This is a genomic window from Bacillus ndiopicus, from assembly GCF_000612805.1.
Lineage (GTDB): Bacteria > Bacillota > Bacilli > Bacillales_A > Planococcaceae > Metasolibacillus > Metasolibacillus ndiopicus.
In genome coordinates this window covers 182,810-199,547 of sequence record NZ_HG964403.1, presented here as the reverse complement: position 1 = coordinate 199,547, position 16,738 = coordinate 182,810, and the positions used below count along the sequence as shown (strand labels likewise).

The window sequence follows — 16,738 nt, the reverse complement described above, 5'->3', positions numbered from 1 at the left end:
TCAGCCTTTAATCCAAATAAACTAACATTTACTCAATTCTTTATTATTTTGCTTATTATTAAAATGCTCATATAAAGATACCAAGTTATCTATCAATAGAGCACTTAAACTCATTTCGCATGTAAAAAAATCCACTGCTATGCACAGTGGATTTTTTTCTTTTTTATTCTCCGAAAATAGTTACAATATCAGCAGCTGTTTTACGTTCCTTGCCTTTTGGCAACTCATCAAAATAGCCAAGTTGTAACATTGAGATAACACGCTCACCTGGCTTTACATTTAATGCTTCTCGGAATTTAGGCACATCTAAAAAGCCTGGCGTTTTCCAGCATGAGCCGATACCTTTTTCCCAAGCTAATAACTGCATGTTTTGCAAAAAGCTCGATGCTGCGGCATAATCCTCTAAACGTTCTTTTTGGCGTGCATCTTCAGGCACAATCATAAATGCGTAGCCACCTGCTAAAGTAAACTTTTGCATTTGTGTAGCTAGGACCTCTTCTGGTAGCTCCTGCCACTTCGGTACAGCTAAATCACGCAGTAGCTCATGTAATTTTGGCAATTGCCCCTCACATGCTACAACTAAACGCCAAGGCTCACGTGTACCATGGTTTGGTGCCCAAGCAGCATCATCAATAATGCTTAGTAAATCTTCGCGCTTTACAAGCTGCCCATTGAATTTTTTAATTGAACGACGAGTTGTAATAGCTTCTCGTACAGTTAATGTTTTTGTCATTTCTCCATCCCCTTACATCTTTTAGGTTCTCTTATACAATAGCATAACTTGTGCAAAATTTAAGTCTTTTAATATGAAAACACATCTGCTATATGATAGTAATAATAGCGCATATTTGGGGTAGCCGCTGACGAATCACGATAATGGTAGGCCCTGTCTGCACTATTTGATGTATGTGCATGAACATATGGAATGCCACCTTGAATACTTGTTACAATCGTCGTATGATCAATCCGATTGTCTCCAGTAAAATCATAAGCAATAACATCACCAATTTCAAGCTCTGTAGGTGAATATACACGCGTCGCAGTAAGCCCCTCTTTAGATGTTTCTAAATACCAACGTAATGAATGGGCTACTGACCAACTAAAGCTCCATATTCCTTGCTCTGGTCGCATCCACCAGCCTGCCGATTGATTAGGAGCTCCTCTCATTGGTGCTCCTCCAGCATATAAGCATTGCGATATAAAATTTGTACAATCATCACGAAACGCGGGAAAGGCTGGGTTGCGCCCATCCCACCACATCCTTGCATACGCTACTGCCTGTTCACGATTATAACGCATTTATCATCCGCCTTTGCTAATATTTACATCTTTCGTGTCTAAAGCTCCCATATTCACTTATGTTTTGTTACACTATTCAGTAATAGCATTATGCAGGGGGGATGATTTTTATGAAGCTAATTGCAGAACGTGAAGTGACGGTTCCAACACCACTATGTGATAAAAAAGGAAATTTAAATCCTGCTGCAATTGGTTTTGCCAAAAAACCGTTGATTGATTGCAACGTTACCGGTCACTATTTACGGAAGAAAAAATGGAATTATTGGTGTGTTTACGGCGAAGATATACTATTTTCAGCAACCATTAGCCATTTGGATTACGCAGCTGTTTGCTTCGTTTATTTTTTAGAATATGAAACACAGCGCTATTTCGAAAAAACAGTAACAATCCCACTTGGCACAGGTGTAAAAATGCCAACACAAGTGCTAGAAACTGTGCAGTTTACGCATAACGAGCTAAATGTTCGCTTTACTTATAACAATGATACAACACAGCTCTCTGTTTCCATACCAGATTTCGATAATGAATATTTACAGGCAGACCTAATAATTCAGCATCCTCAGCAAGATGAATCATTAAATGTTGTCATCCCTTGGAATAGACAATTATTCCAATTTACCGCTAAGCATCATACATTGCCTACTTCTGGTACGGTTCATATTGGACAACGAAGCTATACTTTTAACGCAGAGGAATGTTTTGCGGTACTTGATTACGGCCGTGGAGTTTGGCCACGCAAAGCGATTTGGAACTGGGGAATGGCTTCGCAGCGTATTCGAGATCGACGCATTGGACTCAATTTCGGTGGGCAGTGGACCGATGGAACAGGAATGACAGAAAATGCTATTTTCATTGATGGCAAAATGACAAAAATCAGTGAGGATGTAACCTTTACATATAATCGTGCCAACTTTATGCAGCCTTGGGCAATCCAATCTAAATCAAGCAATCAAGTAAATCTGACATTCACACCTTTTTTTGAACGAGTAGCAAAAACAGACGCAAAATTAGTTACGTCTGAAGTACATCAGCTTGTAGGCTATTATCATGGAACAATCGCATTGCCTGATGGCGAAACATTAACAATTCAGCAAATGTTAGGTTGCATTGAAGAACATGTTGCGAAGTGGTAGATTCTAATTTCAATAAAATTAAAGGAGATCTATTATTGAGCTGGAAAGATATCAAAATCAATCATATTGATTGCATAGAAAAGTGCGTTGCCTAATTTGAAATTACTGCGTTAAATTTTTTTGAAGAAGTATTTGAAGATGGGATTATTCATTATGGGGTTTTTAAAGTAAAGGTTTACGAAAGACAAAGTATTTACTCCAATGTTCATGAGAGTGGTTTTACAGGATTTACGAATCTTAGATTAAAAGATCCATTAAATGAAGGTGGTTATGAAGGCGGAATAGGGTTTGGCACTTCAATAGAGCAAGCTTTAGAAGACACAATACACAACCTTACAGATAACATAAAAATCTATCAAGCTAAGAAAGAAACAAAACTTTCCAAAGATGATTTTGTACTACTAGGTTATGATGAATTTTAGACTATTGGATTCAGCGGACGACAATCGCCCGCTGAATCCAAATAATTTCATGCATAAGAATGCAGCCCTGCAATAACTAGGTTAACAAACACTTGATTAAATACAATAAGTCCAAAACCGATAATCGCAAGCCATGCTGTTCGCTCCCCTTCCCATTCTTTCGTTAAGCGAAGGTGTAATAAGGCTGCATAAAATAGCCATGTAATTAGTGCCCATACTTCTTTTGGATCCCACCCCCAATATCTCCCCCATGCAATTTGTGCCCAAATCATCGCAAAAAATAACCCGCCTAGAGAAAATAAGGGGAATCCAATTAAAATAGCTCGATGAGAAATTTCATCAAGTAGTCTCAAATCCATACGCAATGTAAAAGGCTTCAAAATTTCACAGAGTGTTTTACGCGTCGTGTATCGAATAATTAAATATAACACTATTCCTACTAAAAAAGACCACACAATTGTATTAAGTTTTTTTGCATTAATACTAGTAGTTAATTTAATTATACCTACTTCTGTATCATTCGAAATGATGATAGGTAATGTATATGTGGCGACAGTTGTTTGCCCCCCTTTGTTTATAAATTCAACAGTTTGAGGGCTGAAAAATAAATGACACAATGTTGAAATTAAAATAAACCCCACTACAACAATTAAATTAAACAGTACAAGCTCAAGCCACTTTGTGCTACGTGTTTTTGTTGTTGCTGTTTTTAACAAGTACATTAAACCTGTTACAAAAGCTACAGATAATACAGCGCTCGAAGCAGCTACTGTAATAACATGAACTGCCAACCAATTGCTTTGCAGGCTTGGAATTAATGGCGCAGCTTTATTTGTAAATACACTACCATATCCTAAAACTATAAGTGCAATAGGGAGAGCAAAAAAGCCAATCGACCATTGTTTATAAAGATAACTAATTAACAATACTGCACCGATTAGCATTATACCGAAAAACGTCATAAATTCGTACATATTACTTACTGGTGCATGCCCAACCGCCTTCCATCTGCAAACAAAATAAATGATTTGTAATATAAAAGCTATCCATGTCAAAGCTAATGCGCTTTTCCAGCTTACAGTGTGTCTTGATTTTGTCGCAAAGCCAAATGGAACAATTGCAATAAGTAATAAAATAAAAGCTAGCAATAAAGCATTACTGCTTATTGAAAAATATTGTTCGTTATTCATCCATTTCCCTCTTTCTATTACGCAAATGCTATACTATACATTGTAAAAACTTGTACTAGAAAAAGCTGAACTTTATCTTAAGCGTTAGAAAATTCCTCTTAAACGTCTTATGATTTGGAAGGATGTAGTTAATGGATTCACCATTTTGGGCTTTTAGCTTATTAAATTACTTAATTGTCTTTGGCTCACTCTTTTATTTATTACATATTCGTCTTACTATCAAACTGCTAGCTTTTACTTTATTGTTAAATACCTGCATTGCTGCAAGCGCTATTTACTGCGCACCAGACCATTGGGTCGCACTTATTTTAAGTGTTTTATTAAGTGGCATTTTCTTTTACTATATAACGAAAAAAAGCATCGCCTTTTTACATAGTATCGTCATTTTATTGTTAGCTGTCTTGGTGGAGTACGCTAGCTTGTTATTAATCGAGTCACTTCACCTTTCAATCATCCTACATGCATTGCTAGTAGCTTTATTATTTACATCAGCGCTTTACGCATATAAAAAATTTACAAATAAAATGACTATTCTGCCATTAAAAATAGAACTATTGTTGATTTTAATGGCAATAATAACGTTTATTGTCTTTTATGTTACGATTTTTATCCCTCTGAACAAGGGAGATATATCGCTTTCACTATTCAATTTAAGCTTGCTGCTCTGCTATTCTATTTTTCTTTTTGTCACAGCCAAAATATTGCTACAGGTTGTTAGAAAAGAGAGCATGCTTCAGCAAAAGGAATTGGTTCAAGAGTCATTTTATGAATATACAATGCAGCTTGAGCAAATGAATCGAGAAATTCAGCAGGTTCAGCATGATTATTCCAACATATTAGTAGCAATAAGAGGTTATATAGAAGTAGAAAATTTAGAGGGGCTTAAACATTATTTCGAAAAAATGATTTCGACTACCCAATCACCATCTATTCGTAGTCTTCAGCAGTTAGAACATATTAAATTACTAGAACTAAAAGGGCTTCTCAGCGCTAAAATCGTCAAAGCCCATAATCTTTCCATTCATATGAATGTAGAAATACCAAACACAATTGAACATTTTTTTATCGAATCCATTGATTTAGTACGGCTCGTTGGTATTTTATTTGATAATGCTACTGAAGCAAGCATACAACATCAAGCACCACAAATTGAGTTGGCTATTTTAATAATTAGCGAAAATCAGCAGCTAATAGTTATACGTAACACAACAGTTCAAAGCTATGTTAATCTAACAAAACTATTTGAAGAGAATTATTCTACTAAAAGAAATAACCAAGGCTTAGGCTTGTATAATGTACAGCAATTATTAAAACAATATCCAAATATTACGCTCAATACATATGTCGAAGATGAATGGTTTGTACAAGAATTACTTATTGAAAGGGGCGAAGAATATGCGAATAGCAATATGTGAGGATGATACCTTCTATCAAAATCTAATTGTTGAAACGATAAAAAATTACGCATTATTTCAAGCTCCTAGTATTCATATCGCATCTTGTACGAATCAGCCTTCTAGTTTACTAAAAGAGATGGCACATACACAAATTGATTGCTACATACTAGATATTGAGCTTAATAGTAGCGTTAACGGCTTAGATATTGCTCAAGCGATACGCCAGCAAGATCCGCTTGCTCATATTATTTTCATTACAACTCACGCCCAGTATTTAACGTTGACTTTTAAATATAAATTAGCGGCACTTGATTTTATTATGAAAGATTCGCCCGCACAAATACAAACTGATATTACTGAGGCATTGCAAGCAGCTTTTACTAAATATAGACAGCTTGGTATGACAGATCAGACCAAATGGTTCCAAATAAAAATCGGAGAGAAAGTGAAAAATATAGCATTAGGGGATATTTATTTTTTCGAAACAGCCTCACAGCCACATAAAATCCAACTTCATGAACGCAACGGCTGCTATTCATTTTACGGCTCTTTAAAGGAACTCGATTTAGGTGATGACTTTTTCCGTTGTCACAAAAGTATTTTAGTCCATCTAAAAAATATTAAGGAAGTGAATTTCAAAGAGCGTTATATCATCATGGAAAATGGCAGCCATTGCACTGTTGCCTTTCGTTCACTTAAAGCTCTTCAAAAAGCATTGAACAAATAAAGGTGCCAACAACCTCTTTTTCAATAACATTGAAACTTTGCATAACTAATTAATATGTAAGAGCAAACAAAACCCAGAGAATTTTACTGTTCGTAAAATTCCCTGGGCTTCTTTTTAAGATTTTATTTTGAAATTCTATTCTTCTTCCACTACTTCATCTTCTGTTTCAGTCGGCTCTTCGTTCACAACTGGTGGTGTAACAGTGACTAATACCTCTTCATCTAGATTTAAAATATCGTAATTATACTGCGAACGAATATCTCCGACAGTTAATGATGAGCCAATTGCTAAATCTGTCACATTCACTTCAATTGTTTCAGGTATTGCATTCGGTTTTACTTTAATTGTTATATCTCGAATCGGCTGTAACAATAAACCACCTTCTGCTACACCAACCGAATCACCTGTAATGGTTACTGGTACACTTACTTCTAAATCCTCTGACATATTAATTACTTGAAAGTCAACGTGTTTAATAAAGCCTTTTAAAGCATCACGCTGTACCTCTGATAACACTGCATTGACCTTTTTACCATCTAGCTCAAGCTGAAAAATACTGTTGCTACCTTTGTCAGATAATGCCTTCATAAATTGCTTCGCATCAATTGAAATTGGTGTAGACTCAACTTGATAGCCATACACTACTCCTGGAATCGCACCTTTCTGACGCAGCTTTGTCAATGTTGAATGCTGCCCTCGTGTGCGTTTATTTGTAGTTAAAGCTGTACTCATTGTATCTTCCCCTTTCTATGTTATTATATATACCCAGCATGAATCACTTTTAAACATCAGCTACTACTTGCCTACTTCTTCTACAATTTGGTAAGATGAATTTCTGACTTATCTTAATTAAGCAGAAGACCTCCTACCTTTAAAGAGATAGGTGTACAAATTTCTGCTTAATCTGGACAGAGCCTCCGGCGGGTGTCACAGATTTTTAAAGAGAGCTTTTCGAGCTTACTCGAAAAAATCTGGACGCAATTACGCCGAGGCGTAATTGATATATGATTGGAGGAATGGACAAATTGCAACATCCTGATTATCAAGACGAGGTACAACGGTTAGAACGGACAAAGACATATATGCATGATATTTTATCTGCATCTGAACGTGACTTGCAGGCAGCACAGCAAAATATTCGCTCCGCAATGACCAATCTTGAATACATTGATTCTAGTGATAGTTTTTTGAATATTTTAACGAATGCTCGATTTTTTGAGATGGCTCGTACACAAAAAGAAGGATTAGAGGCTGTGATGCAAAAGCCTTATTTTGCACGAATCCACTTCCAACGTACGGATGAACAAGAGGAATTTCTATATATCGGTAAAACTTCACTCTTTGATCGTGAAACAAATGAGCCAATTATCGTGGATTGGCGTTCACCTGTAGCAAATGTTTACTATGATGGACGGCTTGGCGATATGACATATCAAGTTCGCGAAGAGGAGCATTCTGGCCATTTATTTGGTAAGCGCCAATATAAGATTGAACAGGGACAGTTACTTGATTTTCAAGATGTGGATTTGACGACAAATGACGAGTTACTACAGGATGCACTTGCTGGTAAGGCAGATGTTCGCCTAACAGAAATTGTTTCGACAATTCAAAAAGAACAAAATGAAATTATTCGTGCGCACTTGCGCCAGCCCATACTAGTACAAGGTGCTGCTGGTAGTGGAAAAACTACAATTGCCCTACATCGTATTTCATACTTCCTATACACAATGGGCGAACATTTTAAGCCTGAGCAGCTGATGATTTTGGCGCCAAGCCAGTTATTTATCGAATATATTGGCGATGTGCTACCAGAGCTAGGTGTCGATAAAATTTGCCAAACAACATATGCAGATTATGTGCAAAATGCTATCGGTATTAAACTAAAGCTGCAAAATCCAAATGAACAATTAGAACATATTATAGAGAACAGTAACGCTGCACTGCCTACATTTTCAATTCCACAAGTAAAAGGTTCACTAGTATATCGTGATATAATGGAACGCTACGTACAGCGCTACGAAGAGCAGCTCGCCTCATTATTTGAAGATGTTTTTTTAGAAAAATATCGAATTGTGCGCGGCAATCATTTACAAAAGCTCTTTTTACATGAATTTGCCTATATGCCAATTGAAAAAAGGCTAGAGCGTATTAAATTAGTTATTCAAACAGAAGTAAAGCGAAAAACGACTGCTATTTTAAAATCCTTGAATGAGCGTTATGAAGAAGCAATTGGACGTGCTTTAAATGGCATACGTGATGCAGAAAATCGCCGTCGTATTGTTACAAAGTACATTGATGAACGGGATGCACGTATACCTAAAATTAAAGCAGAGGCAAAAACAGTTACGTCTTCTTATATGAAGCGCTTTAGTAAATTGAAAATTAAAGCGACCTATCGTGATATCGTTTCAAATCGTTTGCTTTTACAAGAATTAGCACTTGAATGGACGCTACAGGAACAGGAGCAATTTTTGCAGGCACATATAAAAGAACGTTGGGCACTAGAGGATTTAGCCGCTCTGTACTATTTACATGCACGCATTAAAGGTATTGATGAAAAGTGGAAAATGCGCGTCGTCTTTATTGATGAAGTACAGGACTATAGCATCTTCCAGCTCACAGCTTTAAAGACAGGGCTTGAAACAGATATGTTTACAATGGTGGGAGATTTAGCACAAGGTATTCATAGCTACCGTTCCGTAACTGAATGGGCACCTGTGCTAGAGCTATTCCCACGAGCGACATATGCAACATTACAAAAAAGCTATCGGACAACAATCGAAATTATGGAAGAAGCTAATAAAATACTAGCTAAAATGGATGAAGATTTGCCATTAGTTGAGCCTGTTGTGCGCCACGGAAAAGCACCTACTTTTATTGAGGCTGAAGATTTTGATGCAGCTACAATCGCTGAGCTATACGAATCGATTCTAGCAGCTGGTCACCGCTCAATTGCCCTTATTTGTAAAACGACAAAGGAAGCGAAAAAATTCGTTGCACTACTACAAGCTCACTCCGTCAATGCTGCAGAGCTAAATGAAAATTCCAGCATTGACCAAACAACATTGTTGGTGATTCCTTGCCATTTAGCAAAAGGGCTTGAATTTGATGCTGTTATCATCGCCGCTTTTGATATTGCCTTTTATGATCATGCCATCGACCGCAAGCTATTGTATGTAGCTTTAACTCGTGCCATGCATGAGTTGTACTTAGTAGGACCAACAAAGGAAACTTTCTTGTTATAGCCATTATTCTTGGCGAGGCGGCACTTTAAAAAATGGCTTTTTTGCAAACCACTTTTGAGAGATCCTTCTACGCAATCTTTGAAAAATAGTCTTTTTCTCTGCTTCATTACGATTTCTAGGTAGTGCAGGCATACGCATCATAAAATCTCCTTTTTAGTTTTGATTAAATGAAACGAACTTAAGGCTGTCGGACAATCTTTCCCAACAGCCTTAGTTTACTATATTTATATGAGAGAAAAAGCGAGATTATGCTTCTTTTACATAGACATAATAATCTATTTGCATTACTTTAATAAACCCAGCCTTCTCGTAGATTGAGAGTGCACGTGCATTATCAATTTCAACATCTAGCAGGACATGCTGCTGTCCGCAATCATACGCTAACTGCCGTACCCAATTTAATAGCGCTGAGCCGATGCCTTGCCTCTCATGCTGAGGGTGCACTGCTAATGCAGTTAACCACTGAGCTGCTCCTTCCTCACGCGTAGTTACTGTCCCTACAACAGTATCTTCCATCACTGCAACCCATAAAATCAAATTTTCCGATGTTGTATTATAGGCAATTAAATCTTGTGCTTCTTCCTCAGTATCTCCAAATGCGCCCATAAATGTTTCGATTAACATTTGCTGATCCGTTCCTTGATAGCGGCGAATTTCAATATTTTCTGGTTGCTGTACAGCCTGTGCCTCACCTTGTAAAGTAGCCTCGGAAAAGCTATAACGATAGCCATTGTTCTTTAAAAACTCTGCACCAAATGGACCTTGCTCTAACGTTAAAGCAAGCTCGCCTTCTGCACCACGTATAGATAAACCATTATAAACTTCTTGTAATAATGACTGCCCGATACCAAGCTTACGATATGCTGGTGCCACAACTATTGACCATTCATACGTGTGCAGGCCCATCATATCAATCGCACTTGCCAGGCCAACAAGCTTATTGTGCTCATCATCATAAGCGAGTACACAAAAACCTGACATCTCATAATTTTTTGCAGCCTGTAAATTCATAATAAGCCCATATTGTACGCCATCAGCCTGTGCAGCATCATTACACAGCGTCAGCATCTCCTCAAATGTTTCCGAATCAACAGGAAACGATACCGTTACGGTTGAAAAACTCATTATATCCTCTTTCCCCTCCTCTGTTTAACCTACCATCGAAGCGTAAACACCGTTTTTAGCAATTAACTCCTCTTGTGAGCCAGATTCTACTAGCTCTCCTTGCTGCATTACAAAGACAACATCAGCATTTCGAATCGTATTTAAACGATGCGCGATAACAAAGCTTGTACGTCCTTCCATTAGCACTTCAAGTGCCTCTTGAATTTTCATTTCAGTTACTGTATCAATGCTACTTGTTGCTTCATCTAACAGTAAAATCACGGGATCTGCTACAAAAGCTCGAGCAATTGATAATAATTGCTTTTGCCCTTGTGATATTTCACTTCCATCGGCTGTTAATAATGTATTATAGCCTTGTGGTAATTTCATAATAAAGTCATGCGCATTTGCTTTTCTAGCTGCTTCCTCAATTTCTTCATCTGTCGCATCTAAACGACCGTAGCGGATATTTTCATAAACAGTTGCCTCAAATAAAAAGGGCTCCTGTAATACGAATGCCATTTGGCTACGTAAAGCTTCACGCGTAAAATCACGCACATCAATACCATCAAATAGTACCGCACCTTCATTTGTATCATAAAAGCGCGAAATTAGCTGCATAATTGTCGTTTTACCTGCACCTGTGGCTCCTACTAAAGCGGCTGTCTGTCCTGGTTGTACAGAGAAGCTAACATTATTTAATGTATGTTCGGCCTCTGTCTGTTCATATTTAAATGAAACATTTTGAAAAGCGACTGCCCCATTTAGCTGACGGTCCTTTTCTATATGCCCTGTTTCAACCTCATTTGCTTCATCCATAATCGCAAACACACGCTCCGCCCCTGCGATTGCAGATAATACCGTATTAAATTGGTTAGCCAAGTCATTTAATGGTCGTGTGAACTGACGAGCATATTCCGTAAAAATAACAATCACCCCAATCGATGCTTGCCCATTCAATGCAAGTAAGCCCCCAACTGCTGCTACAATCGCAAAGCTGACATTATTCAAGGCATTCATCACCTTAGGAATATAACCTGAATATGCTAGCGCCCAAAAGCCTACTAGTCTTAGGCGAGCACTCTTTTCACGAAACTCCTCTTTGACACGCTCCTCCTGCGAAAATGCTTTAACGATACGCTGACCTGATATCGTTTCTTCAATCATTCCGTTAAGTGCACCAACAGCTGCCTGCTGCTCCTTAAAAAGCTTACCTGTTCTACGTGTAATAAAGCGCATTGCGATAAACATTGCAGGAATAATAATCATCGTCAAAAAAGTTAAAAGCGGGCTTAAATAGAGCATAACAATTACTGTTCCCGTTAATGTTAAAACACTAGAGAACACTTGAATAAATGCGCTATTTAATGTCGCACTTACCGTTTCAATATCGTTCGTCGCACGGCTCATTAGCTCTCCGTGCTGCCTTTTATCAAAAAAACTGATTGGCAGATGTAATAATTTATTAAAAACGCCGACTCGCATGCGATAAATCGTTTGCTGTGCAATCCCAATCATCCAATAGTTTTGCAAATATAGCGATAATGCTAGTACAACATAAATTGCTATAAGCAATCCTATCATTAATAACATGCCATCAAAATCACCTGGCACAATATAGTTGTCAATCATTTGCCCAATTAAAAATGGGCCTACTAACGCTAAAGCCGAGCTAATAACAACCATCACAAGCACCATAACTAATAGAAAACGTTGTTCGTCAACAATTTTCCAAATACGGACCAATGTAGACTTCCAATCATTTGCACGGGGTCCTTTTTTCTTCTTTGTTACCTGTTGCAAATCTTCCTTTGTCAACACACGCTCGTAGCCGAAAGGTTTGTCTAAGAATTTCATAGCTCATCCCCCTGTTCTTGCTGTGATTGTGCAATTTTTTTGTATAATTCACTTGTTTGTAAGAGTTCATCATGGCTACCAAAGCCTACTACACGCCCTGCATCTAAGAGCAAAATCCTATCTGCCCCACGCGCTGTGCGAATTTTTTGCGTTACAACAAGCATCGTTGCTCGCTCTTCTTCTAGAGCATCCCATAAAGCAGCCTCTGTTTTTACATCTAATGCGGAGGTACTATCATCTAATATTAATATTTGTGATTTCCGAATAAGTGCTCGTGCAATGGACAAACGTTGCTTTTGTCCCCCTGATAAATTTACACCTTTTTGTCCAACACGCGTCTCATAAGCTTTTGGGAAGCTCTCAACAGATTCATGTATTTGTGCTTTTGTCGCTGCAGCCTCTACTTCTGTTAAATTTGCATCAGTCTTACCCCATCCGACATTTTCTAAAATAGAACCTGTAAAAAGTAGCGATTGCTGTGGAACAAAGCCAATCATTGCACGTAAATCATCCAAATCCCATTCCTTGACATCACGTCCGTTCACAAATACACGCCCACTAGTTGTCTCATAAAAACGAGGTATTAAATTCAGCAACGTTGATTTGCCAGCCCCAGTTGCCCCCATAATCGCTAGCTTTTCACCTTGTCTTACATCGAATGATACATTATGTAATACATTCAGCTCACCATTATATGCAAATGATACATTATCAAAATAAACTGTTCCTAATTCAGCTTCAGTAAACTCTTCGGCTTGTCTTGTGCGAATTTCTAGCCCATCCTCAATAATTAGTATTTCCTCCATACGCTCTGCTGAAGCCTTTGCACGAGCAAAAGCGATAATAATAAAGGCAAACATCGAAAATGCCCCTGTCATGCGCATTGCATAGTTAACGATTGCGATTAAATCCCCTATTTGAGTATCGTTATTGTTTACTTCATATGCTCCAAACCAAAGCACTGCAAGTAAGCTTAAATTCATTACTAACAGTAAGACTGGCATAATAAGCTCCATTGTACGCAAAGCTTTCACAGTATCTATTTTTAATGCTTCAGCAACTCCATTAAAACGACTTGCCTCATACTGTCCACGCATATAAGCCTTCACTAATCGCATCGCCTGCAAGCTTTCTTGTAGCACGCGGTTCACTCGGTCAAGACGCCCTTGTACCTCGCTAAAATATGTTACGCCGCGCTTTACCATAATCGCTAAAAAAATAACTAAAATCGGAGCGCCAATCATTAAAAACAAAGCCAATTTGGCATTTACTATAAACGCCATTACCATGCTCCCAATAACCGCAAGTGGTGCACGTAGCATAATACGCAAACTCATGAAAAAGACATTTTGAACTTGCGTAATATCACTTGTCAAACGTGTGATTAAGCTCGAGGTTGGAAATCTTAAATATGTCGCCATTGTAAATGACTGTATTTTGCTAAATAAAGCATTGCGTAAATCATAGCTAAAGCTTTGAGCAGCGTGTGAGGCAAAATATGAATTAATAATGCCTACTGTTAATGCCAATACTGACAGGCCAAACATAACTAAACCCCAGTACCATATCGCTTGTCCATCCTGTGCTATAATCCCATTATCCACTATTTTTGCCATTATTAACGGTTGCGCAAGCTCAACAAATAATTCAATCAACATTAGAATGAGAGCTATTATTGCGGGCCATTTGTATGGCTTCACATAAGAAAACACTGTTTTCATCGTAACACCCCTTATTACAACGAGCTATTTAGCAGGCAAACAGTTGCTGCCTGTAAAAGCCCCATTAGTAAAAACTAACAATCAATGAAGATAAGAAAAACTCCACTGATTGCCGTTTAATTTATTTTGTAACTCGAAATATAATTATGCCACAATATTCTTAAAAATTAAACTTCCGGTTCATCATCGTAACTTGTGGTTGATTTAATAAATAGCTTGTTATTTCACTCTTTACTCATAGAAAAGGCAAAAAAGCCTTTGATTTCCGCTATTGATAGTGAACCAAACTCTCTCCATTTCAACATATATAGTAAATATGAAATAAATAGATTTTTATTTTTTCTAAGGAATTATTCTCTCTTATCTTCTACAAAATAAACATTAGTAACGCTCTTTAGAATATTTTTTCAAAATACATCCACATACCGTTTCAAAAGATATATAATATAATAAATTGGAAATATTTCATTCATACTTTATACCTAAAATCAATTATAGACATTCGCTTTTTAATACAAAAATAGAGGAGGATTATTCGGTATGAAAGATTTACAACTATATAAAATTAATGAAGAACTATTGGATCAAACGCAGTTCCCTTCCTTTATTATTGATAAACGTGGGTACTTAGTGCATTGGACATCCGCTTGTAAAAATTTATTTAAATATGCGACAGAAGACTTTTCTTCTGATTCGACTATATTTACTGAACAATTGTTTTCCATAGCTCCCCCACATATCTATGAGGCAATTTTAAAAAGCAAGGATGCGTTGAAGTTAGAGTCCTTACAATTATTAACTAAGGAAGAGCAATTGCTTGAGGTTACGCTAATGACATCGCCTTGTCAATTTGGAGAGCAGCAAGGAATATTGGTTACCTGCATTCCAATGAAAAATATTCGCACATTCCATCATGATAATGACACACTTGTTCATTTGAAAAATAGCATTATGTCTTATTTCATGGTTGTAACAATTGATTTTGAAGGACTTATTACACAATGTAATGACTTATTTTTAAAAACAAGTCACTGGACACCAAAGAGAGTTATCGGGAAATCCTTTTGGCAGCTATTCCCTAAATCTTCAACAGGTGTGCAGGCCGCTGAAGAAATTTGGGAGACGTTGCAAAAGGGGAATATGTGGAAGGGGGAAGTAGAAAAAATAACAAAGGATGGGATGCTCTATTGGACCGATTTACTCGCAATTCCGATAGCAGGTAATCGCTCATTCTTATTAATTGAAAAAGATATTACACGCGAGAAAACAGTGCAATTACAACTTGAAAAAATCGCCTATATCGACACAGAAACAGGCTTTATGAATGTTCATCGTTTAGAGCATGCGATAGACGAAATGATTAGGGAAGAGCGTCGATTCTCCTTTGTATATATTAGTATTGACAAATTTTATACTTTAAAAGGTTTATCAGAATTCAGCGCTGCACAGAGCTTAGCAGCAGACTTTGGAAAACGCATTAAAATGTATTTCCAGGACAGTACTGTTGCACGCATTAATGCAAGTGATTTTGTTGTTATCACGCCTTTACCTGAGTGGTTTATTCAAGGGTTTCTATCTTATTTACAGCAAAACCCTATTTACAATGATAATATGGCAGTTCCACTTTCAATTAGTGGTAGTATTACACGCTTCCCTGAAGATCAGTTAACATTCGCTCAAATGATGAAGGCTTCTACGCTAACAATTACAAATGTAAGAAAAGCAGGAGGTAACAGCATTATGTCGCTTTCTAAAGAGGGGCATAAAGCTTTGAGTCGACAAGCGATTATCGAAAAACGCCTTCTACTGGCACTTGATCAAAAAAATTTAAATGTACTATATCAGCCACAGCTAGATTTGCAAACAGGAAAAATCATTGCGGCTGAAGCACTTGTTCGCTGGATGGATGAAGAAATTGGAGTAGTCACACCAGATGAACTAATACCAATTGCTGAAGAAACAGGGCTTATCCACTCTATTGGTTCATTTGTTTTAGAACAAGCATGCGAACAAGCTTTAGCTTGGCAAAAGGAAGGTATTCCATTAAAAGTAAGTATTAACGTTTCGATTCGTGAATTCCGCGACAAAAATATGGCTCGTTCCATTTTAGAAACGCTAGAACGTACAAAATGTCCAGCACATTTAATTCAAATCGAAATTACTGAGAAATTTGCATTAGAGGCAGAAAGCGAAACAGCAATAATGAAGCAAATGCGTCAGCTAGAGCAAGAAGGCATTGTTTTTGTGCTTGATGATTTCGGTACAGGCTACGCTTCTTTCCGCTATATGCAGCTATTGCCTCTTAAAACATTAAAAATCGACCCGACATTTATCCGTGCAATGACACAGTCTGAAAAAACAGAACAGCTTGTACGCGGTATTATACAGCTTGCAAAATCTATGCAGTTAACCATTTTAGCAGAAGGTGTCGAAACCGCTGAACAATTTAAAATGCTAAAAGGCTTCGGCTGTGATTTAGCGCAGGGCTATTATGTGTGTAAACCCACAACGGCAAGCGAAGTGAAAGCACTTTATACTGAAAAAATGTAGCAAAAAAGGGCTTAGGGGGAGTAGATTTTTATCTACTTTTCCTCAGCCCTTACCTATTATTAAAAATGATTTTCAAGGTTTGTTCTCAAAAAA

13 protein-coding genes are annotated in these 16,738 nt (G+C 37.4%); 5 read left to right on the top strand and 8 right to left on the bottom strand.

Annotation, left to right across the window (positions count from 1 at the left end; all coding sequences use genetic code 11):
- Positions 1 to 163: 163 nt before the first annotated feature.
- Together TY13_RS00925 and TY13_RS00920 are read right to left on the bottom strand one after the other, a co-directional pair.
- Complete coding sequence (locus tag TY13_RS00925) at positions 164 to 733, bottom strand: nitroreductase family protein (protein WP_042470523.1); 570 nt, start codon at positions 731 to 733, stop codon at positions 164 to 166.
- Positions 734 to 801: 68 nt separating this feature from the next.
- Positions 802 to 1,299: an amidase domain-containing protein gene (locus tag TY13_RS00920; protein WP_042470520.1), complete on the bottom strand. Its 498-nt coding sequence runs from the start codon at positions 1,297 to 1,299 to the stop codon at positions 802 to 804.
- Between the two features lie 110 nt (positions 1,300 to 1,409).
- Here TY13_RS00920 and TY13_RS00915 point away from each other — a divergent pair, with 110 nt between their 5' ends.
- Positions 1,410 to 2,432 (top strand): DUF2804 domain-containing protein, encoded by a 1,023-nt coding sequence (locus TY13_RS00915; protein WP_042470518.1) that lies wholly within the window; start codon positions 1,410 to 1,412, stop codon positions 2,430 to 2,432.
- Between the two features lie 469 nt (positions 2,433 to 2,901).
- Here TY13_RS00915 and ccsB read toward each other — a convergent pair whose 3' ends face one another.
- A complete protein-coding gene (ccsB, locus tag TY13_RS00910) occupies positions 2,902 to 4,044 on the bottom strand; it encodes a c-type cytochrome biogenesis protein CcsB (RefSeq protein ID WP_042470516.1) in 1,143 nt (380 codons plus the stop codon).
- Between the two features lie 131 nt (positions 4,045 to 4,175).
- On the opposite strand from ccsB, the gene TY13_RS00905 reads away from it, so the two are divergent.
- Positions 4,176 to 5,459: a sensor histidine kinase gene (locus tag TY13_RS00905; RefSeq protein WP_042470513.1), complete on the top strand. Its 1,284-nt coding sequence runs from the start codon at positions 4,176 to 4,178 to the stop codon at positions 5,457 to 5,459.
- Positions 5,440 to 6,168, top strand: a complete 729-nt coding sequence (locus tag TY13_RS00900; RefSeq protein ID WP_042470512.1) for a LytR/AlgR family response regulator transcription factor — start codon at positions 5,440 to 5,442, stop codon at positions 6,166 to 6,168. The genes TY13_RS00905 and TY13_RS00900 overlap by 20 nt, the downstream gene beginning before the upstream one ends.
- A gap of 135 nt (positions 6,169 to 6,303) precedes the next feature.
- Here the strand turns inward: TY13_RS00900 and TY13_RS00895 are convergent, their stop codons facing one another.
- Positions 6,304 to 6,900, bottom strand: a complete 597-nt coding sequence (locus tag TY13_RS00895) for a 50S ribosomal protein L25/general stress protein Ctc (protein ID WP_042470510.1) — start codon at positions 6,898 to 6,900, stop codon at positions 6,304 to 6,306.
- Between the two features lie 284 nt (positions 6,901 to 7,184).
- Between TY13_RS00895 and helD the strand changes: the two genes are divergently transcribed.
- Positions 7,185 to 9,413 carry an RNA polymerase recycling motor HelD gene (helD, locus tag TY13_RS00890; RefSeq protein ID WP_042470508.1) on the top strand — a complete coding sequence of 743 codons (2,229 nt, stop codon included), beginning with the start codon at positions 7,185 to 7,187 and terminating at the stop codon, positions 9,411 to 9,413.
- Between the two features lie 3 nt (positions 9,414 to 9,416).
- Here the strand turns inward: helD and TY13_RS20810 are convergent, their stop codons facing one another.
- The 4 genes from TY13_RS20810 to TY13_RS00875 all read right to left on the bottom strand — a co-directional run bounded on the left by TY13_RS20810 (position 9,417) and on the right by TY13_RS00875 (position 14,095).
- Positions 9,417 to 9,554, bottom strand: coding sequence for a hypothetical protein (locus TY13_RS20810; RefSeq protein WP_195891639.1), 138 nt, complete (start codon positions 9,552 to 9,554; stop codon positions 9,417 to 9,419).
- A gap of 105 nt (positions 9,555 to 9,659) precedes the next feature.
- The gene (locus tag TY13_RS00885) at positions 9,660 to 10,538 is read right to left on the bottom strand and encodes a GNAT family N-acetyltransferase (protein WP_042470506.1); all 879 of its coding nucleotides are present in this window, start codon (positions 10,536 to 10,538) and stop codon (positions 9,660 to 9,662) included.
- Between the two features lie 24 nt (positions 10,539 to 10,562).
- Complete coding sequence (locus TY13_RS00880) at positions 10,563 to 12,374, bottom strand: ABC transporter ATP-binding protein (protein ID WP_042470504.1); 1,812 nt, start codon at positions 12,372 to 12,374, stop codon at positions 10,563 to 10,565.
- Positions 12,371 to 14,095, bottom strand: coding sequence for an ABC transporter ATP-binding protein (locus tag TY13_RS00875; RefSeq protein WP_042470502.1), 1,725 nt, complete (start codon positions 14,093 to 14,095; stop codon positions 12,371 to 12,373). The genes TY13_RS00880 and TY13_RS00875 overlap by 4 nt, the downstream gene beginning before the upstream one ends.
- A gap of 540 nt (positions 14,096 to 14,635) precedes the next feature.
- Between TY13_RS00875 and TY13_RS00870 the strand changes: the two genes are divergently transcribed.
- Entirely contained in the window at positions 14,636 to 16,645 is a 2,010-nt protein-coding gene (locus TY13_RS00870; protein ID WP_042470501.1) for a GGDEF domain-containing phosphodiesterase, read from the top strand.
- Positions 16,646 to 16,738 lie beyond the last annotated feature (93 nt).

Excerpts from the sequence above, each read along its gene's own strand:
- TY13_RS00925 (WP_042470523.1), bottom strand. The coding sequence starts at position 733 with ATGACAAAAACATTAACTGTACGAGAAGCTATTACAACTCGTCGTTCA.
- TY13_RS00920 (WP_042470520.1), bottom strand. The coding sequence starts at position 1,299 with ATGCGTTATAATCGTGAACAGGCAGTAGCGTATGCAAGGATGTGGTGG.
- TY13_RS00915 (WP_042470518.1), top strand. The coding sequence starts at position 1,410 with ATGAAGCTAATTGCAGAACGTGAAGTGACGGTTCCAACACCACTATGT.
- ccsB (WP_042470516.1), bottom strand. The coding sequence starts at position 4,044 with ATGAATAACGAACAATATTTTTCAATAAGCAGTAATGCTTTATTGCTA.
- TY13_RS00905 (WP_042470513.1), top strand. The coding sequence starts at position 4,176 with ATGGATTCACCATTTTGGGCTTTTAGCTTATTAAATTACTTAATTGTC.
- TY13_RS00900 (WP_042470512.1), top strand. The coding sequence starts at position 5,440 with ATGCGAATAGCAATATGTGAGGATGATACCTTCTATCAAAATCTAATT.
- TY13_RS00895 (WP_042470510.1), bottom strand. The coding sequence starts at position 6,900 with ATGAGTACAGCTTTAACTACAAATAAACGCACACGAGGGCAGCATTCA.
- helD (WP_042470508.1), top strand. The coding sequence starts at position 7,185 with ATGGACAAATTGCAACATCCTGATTATCAAGACGAGGTACAACGGTTA.
- TY13_RS20810 (WP_195891639.1), bottom strand. The coding sequence starts at position 9,554 with ATGATGCGTATGCCTGCACTACCTAGAAATCGTAATGAAGCAGAGAAA.
- TY13_RS00885 (WP_042470506.1), bottom strand. The coding sequence starts at position 10,538 with ATGAGTTTTTCAACCGTAACGGTATCGTTTCCTGTTGATTCGGAAACA.
- TY13_RS00880 (WP_042470504.1), bottom strand. The coding sequence starts at position 12,374 with ATGAAATTCTTAGACAAACCTTTCGGCTACGAGCGTGTGTTGACAAAG.
- TY13_RS00875 (WP_042470502.1), bottom strand. The coding sequence starts at position 14,095 with ATGAAAACAGTGTTTTCTTATGTGAAGCCATACAAATGGCCCGCAATA.
- TY13_RS00870 (WP_042470501.1), top strand. The coding sequence starts at position 14,636 with ATGAAAGATTTACAACTATATAAAATTAATGAAGAACTATTGGATCAA.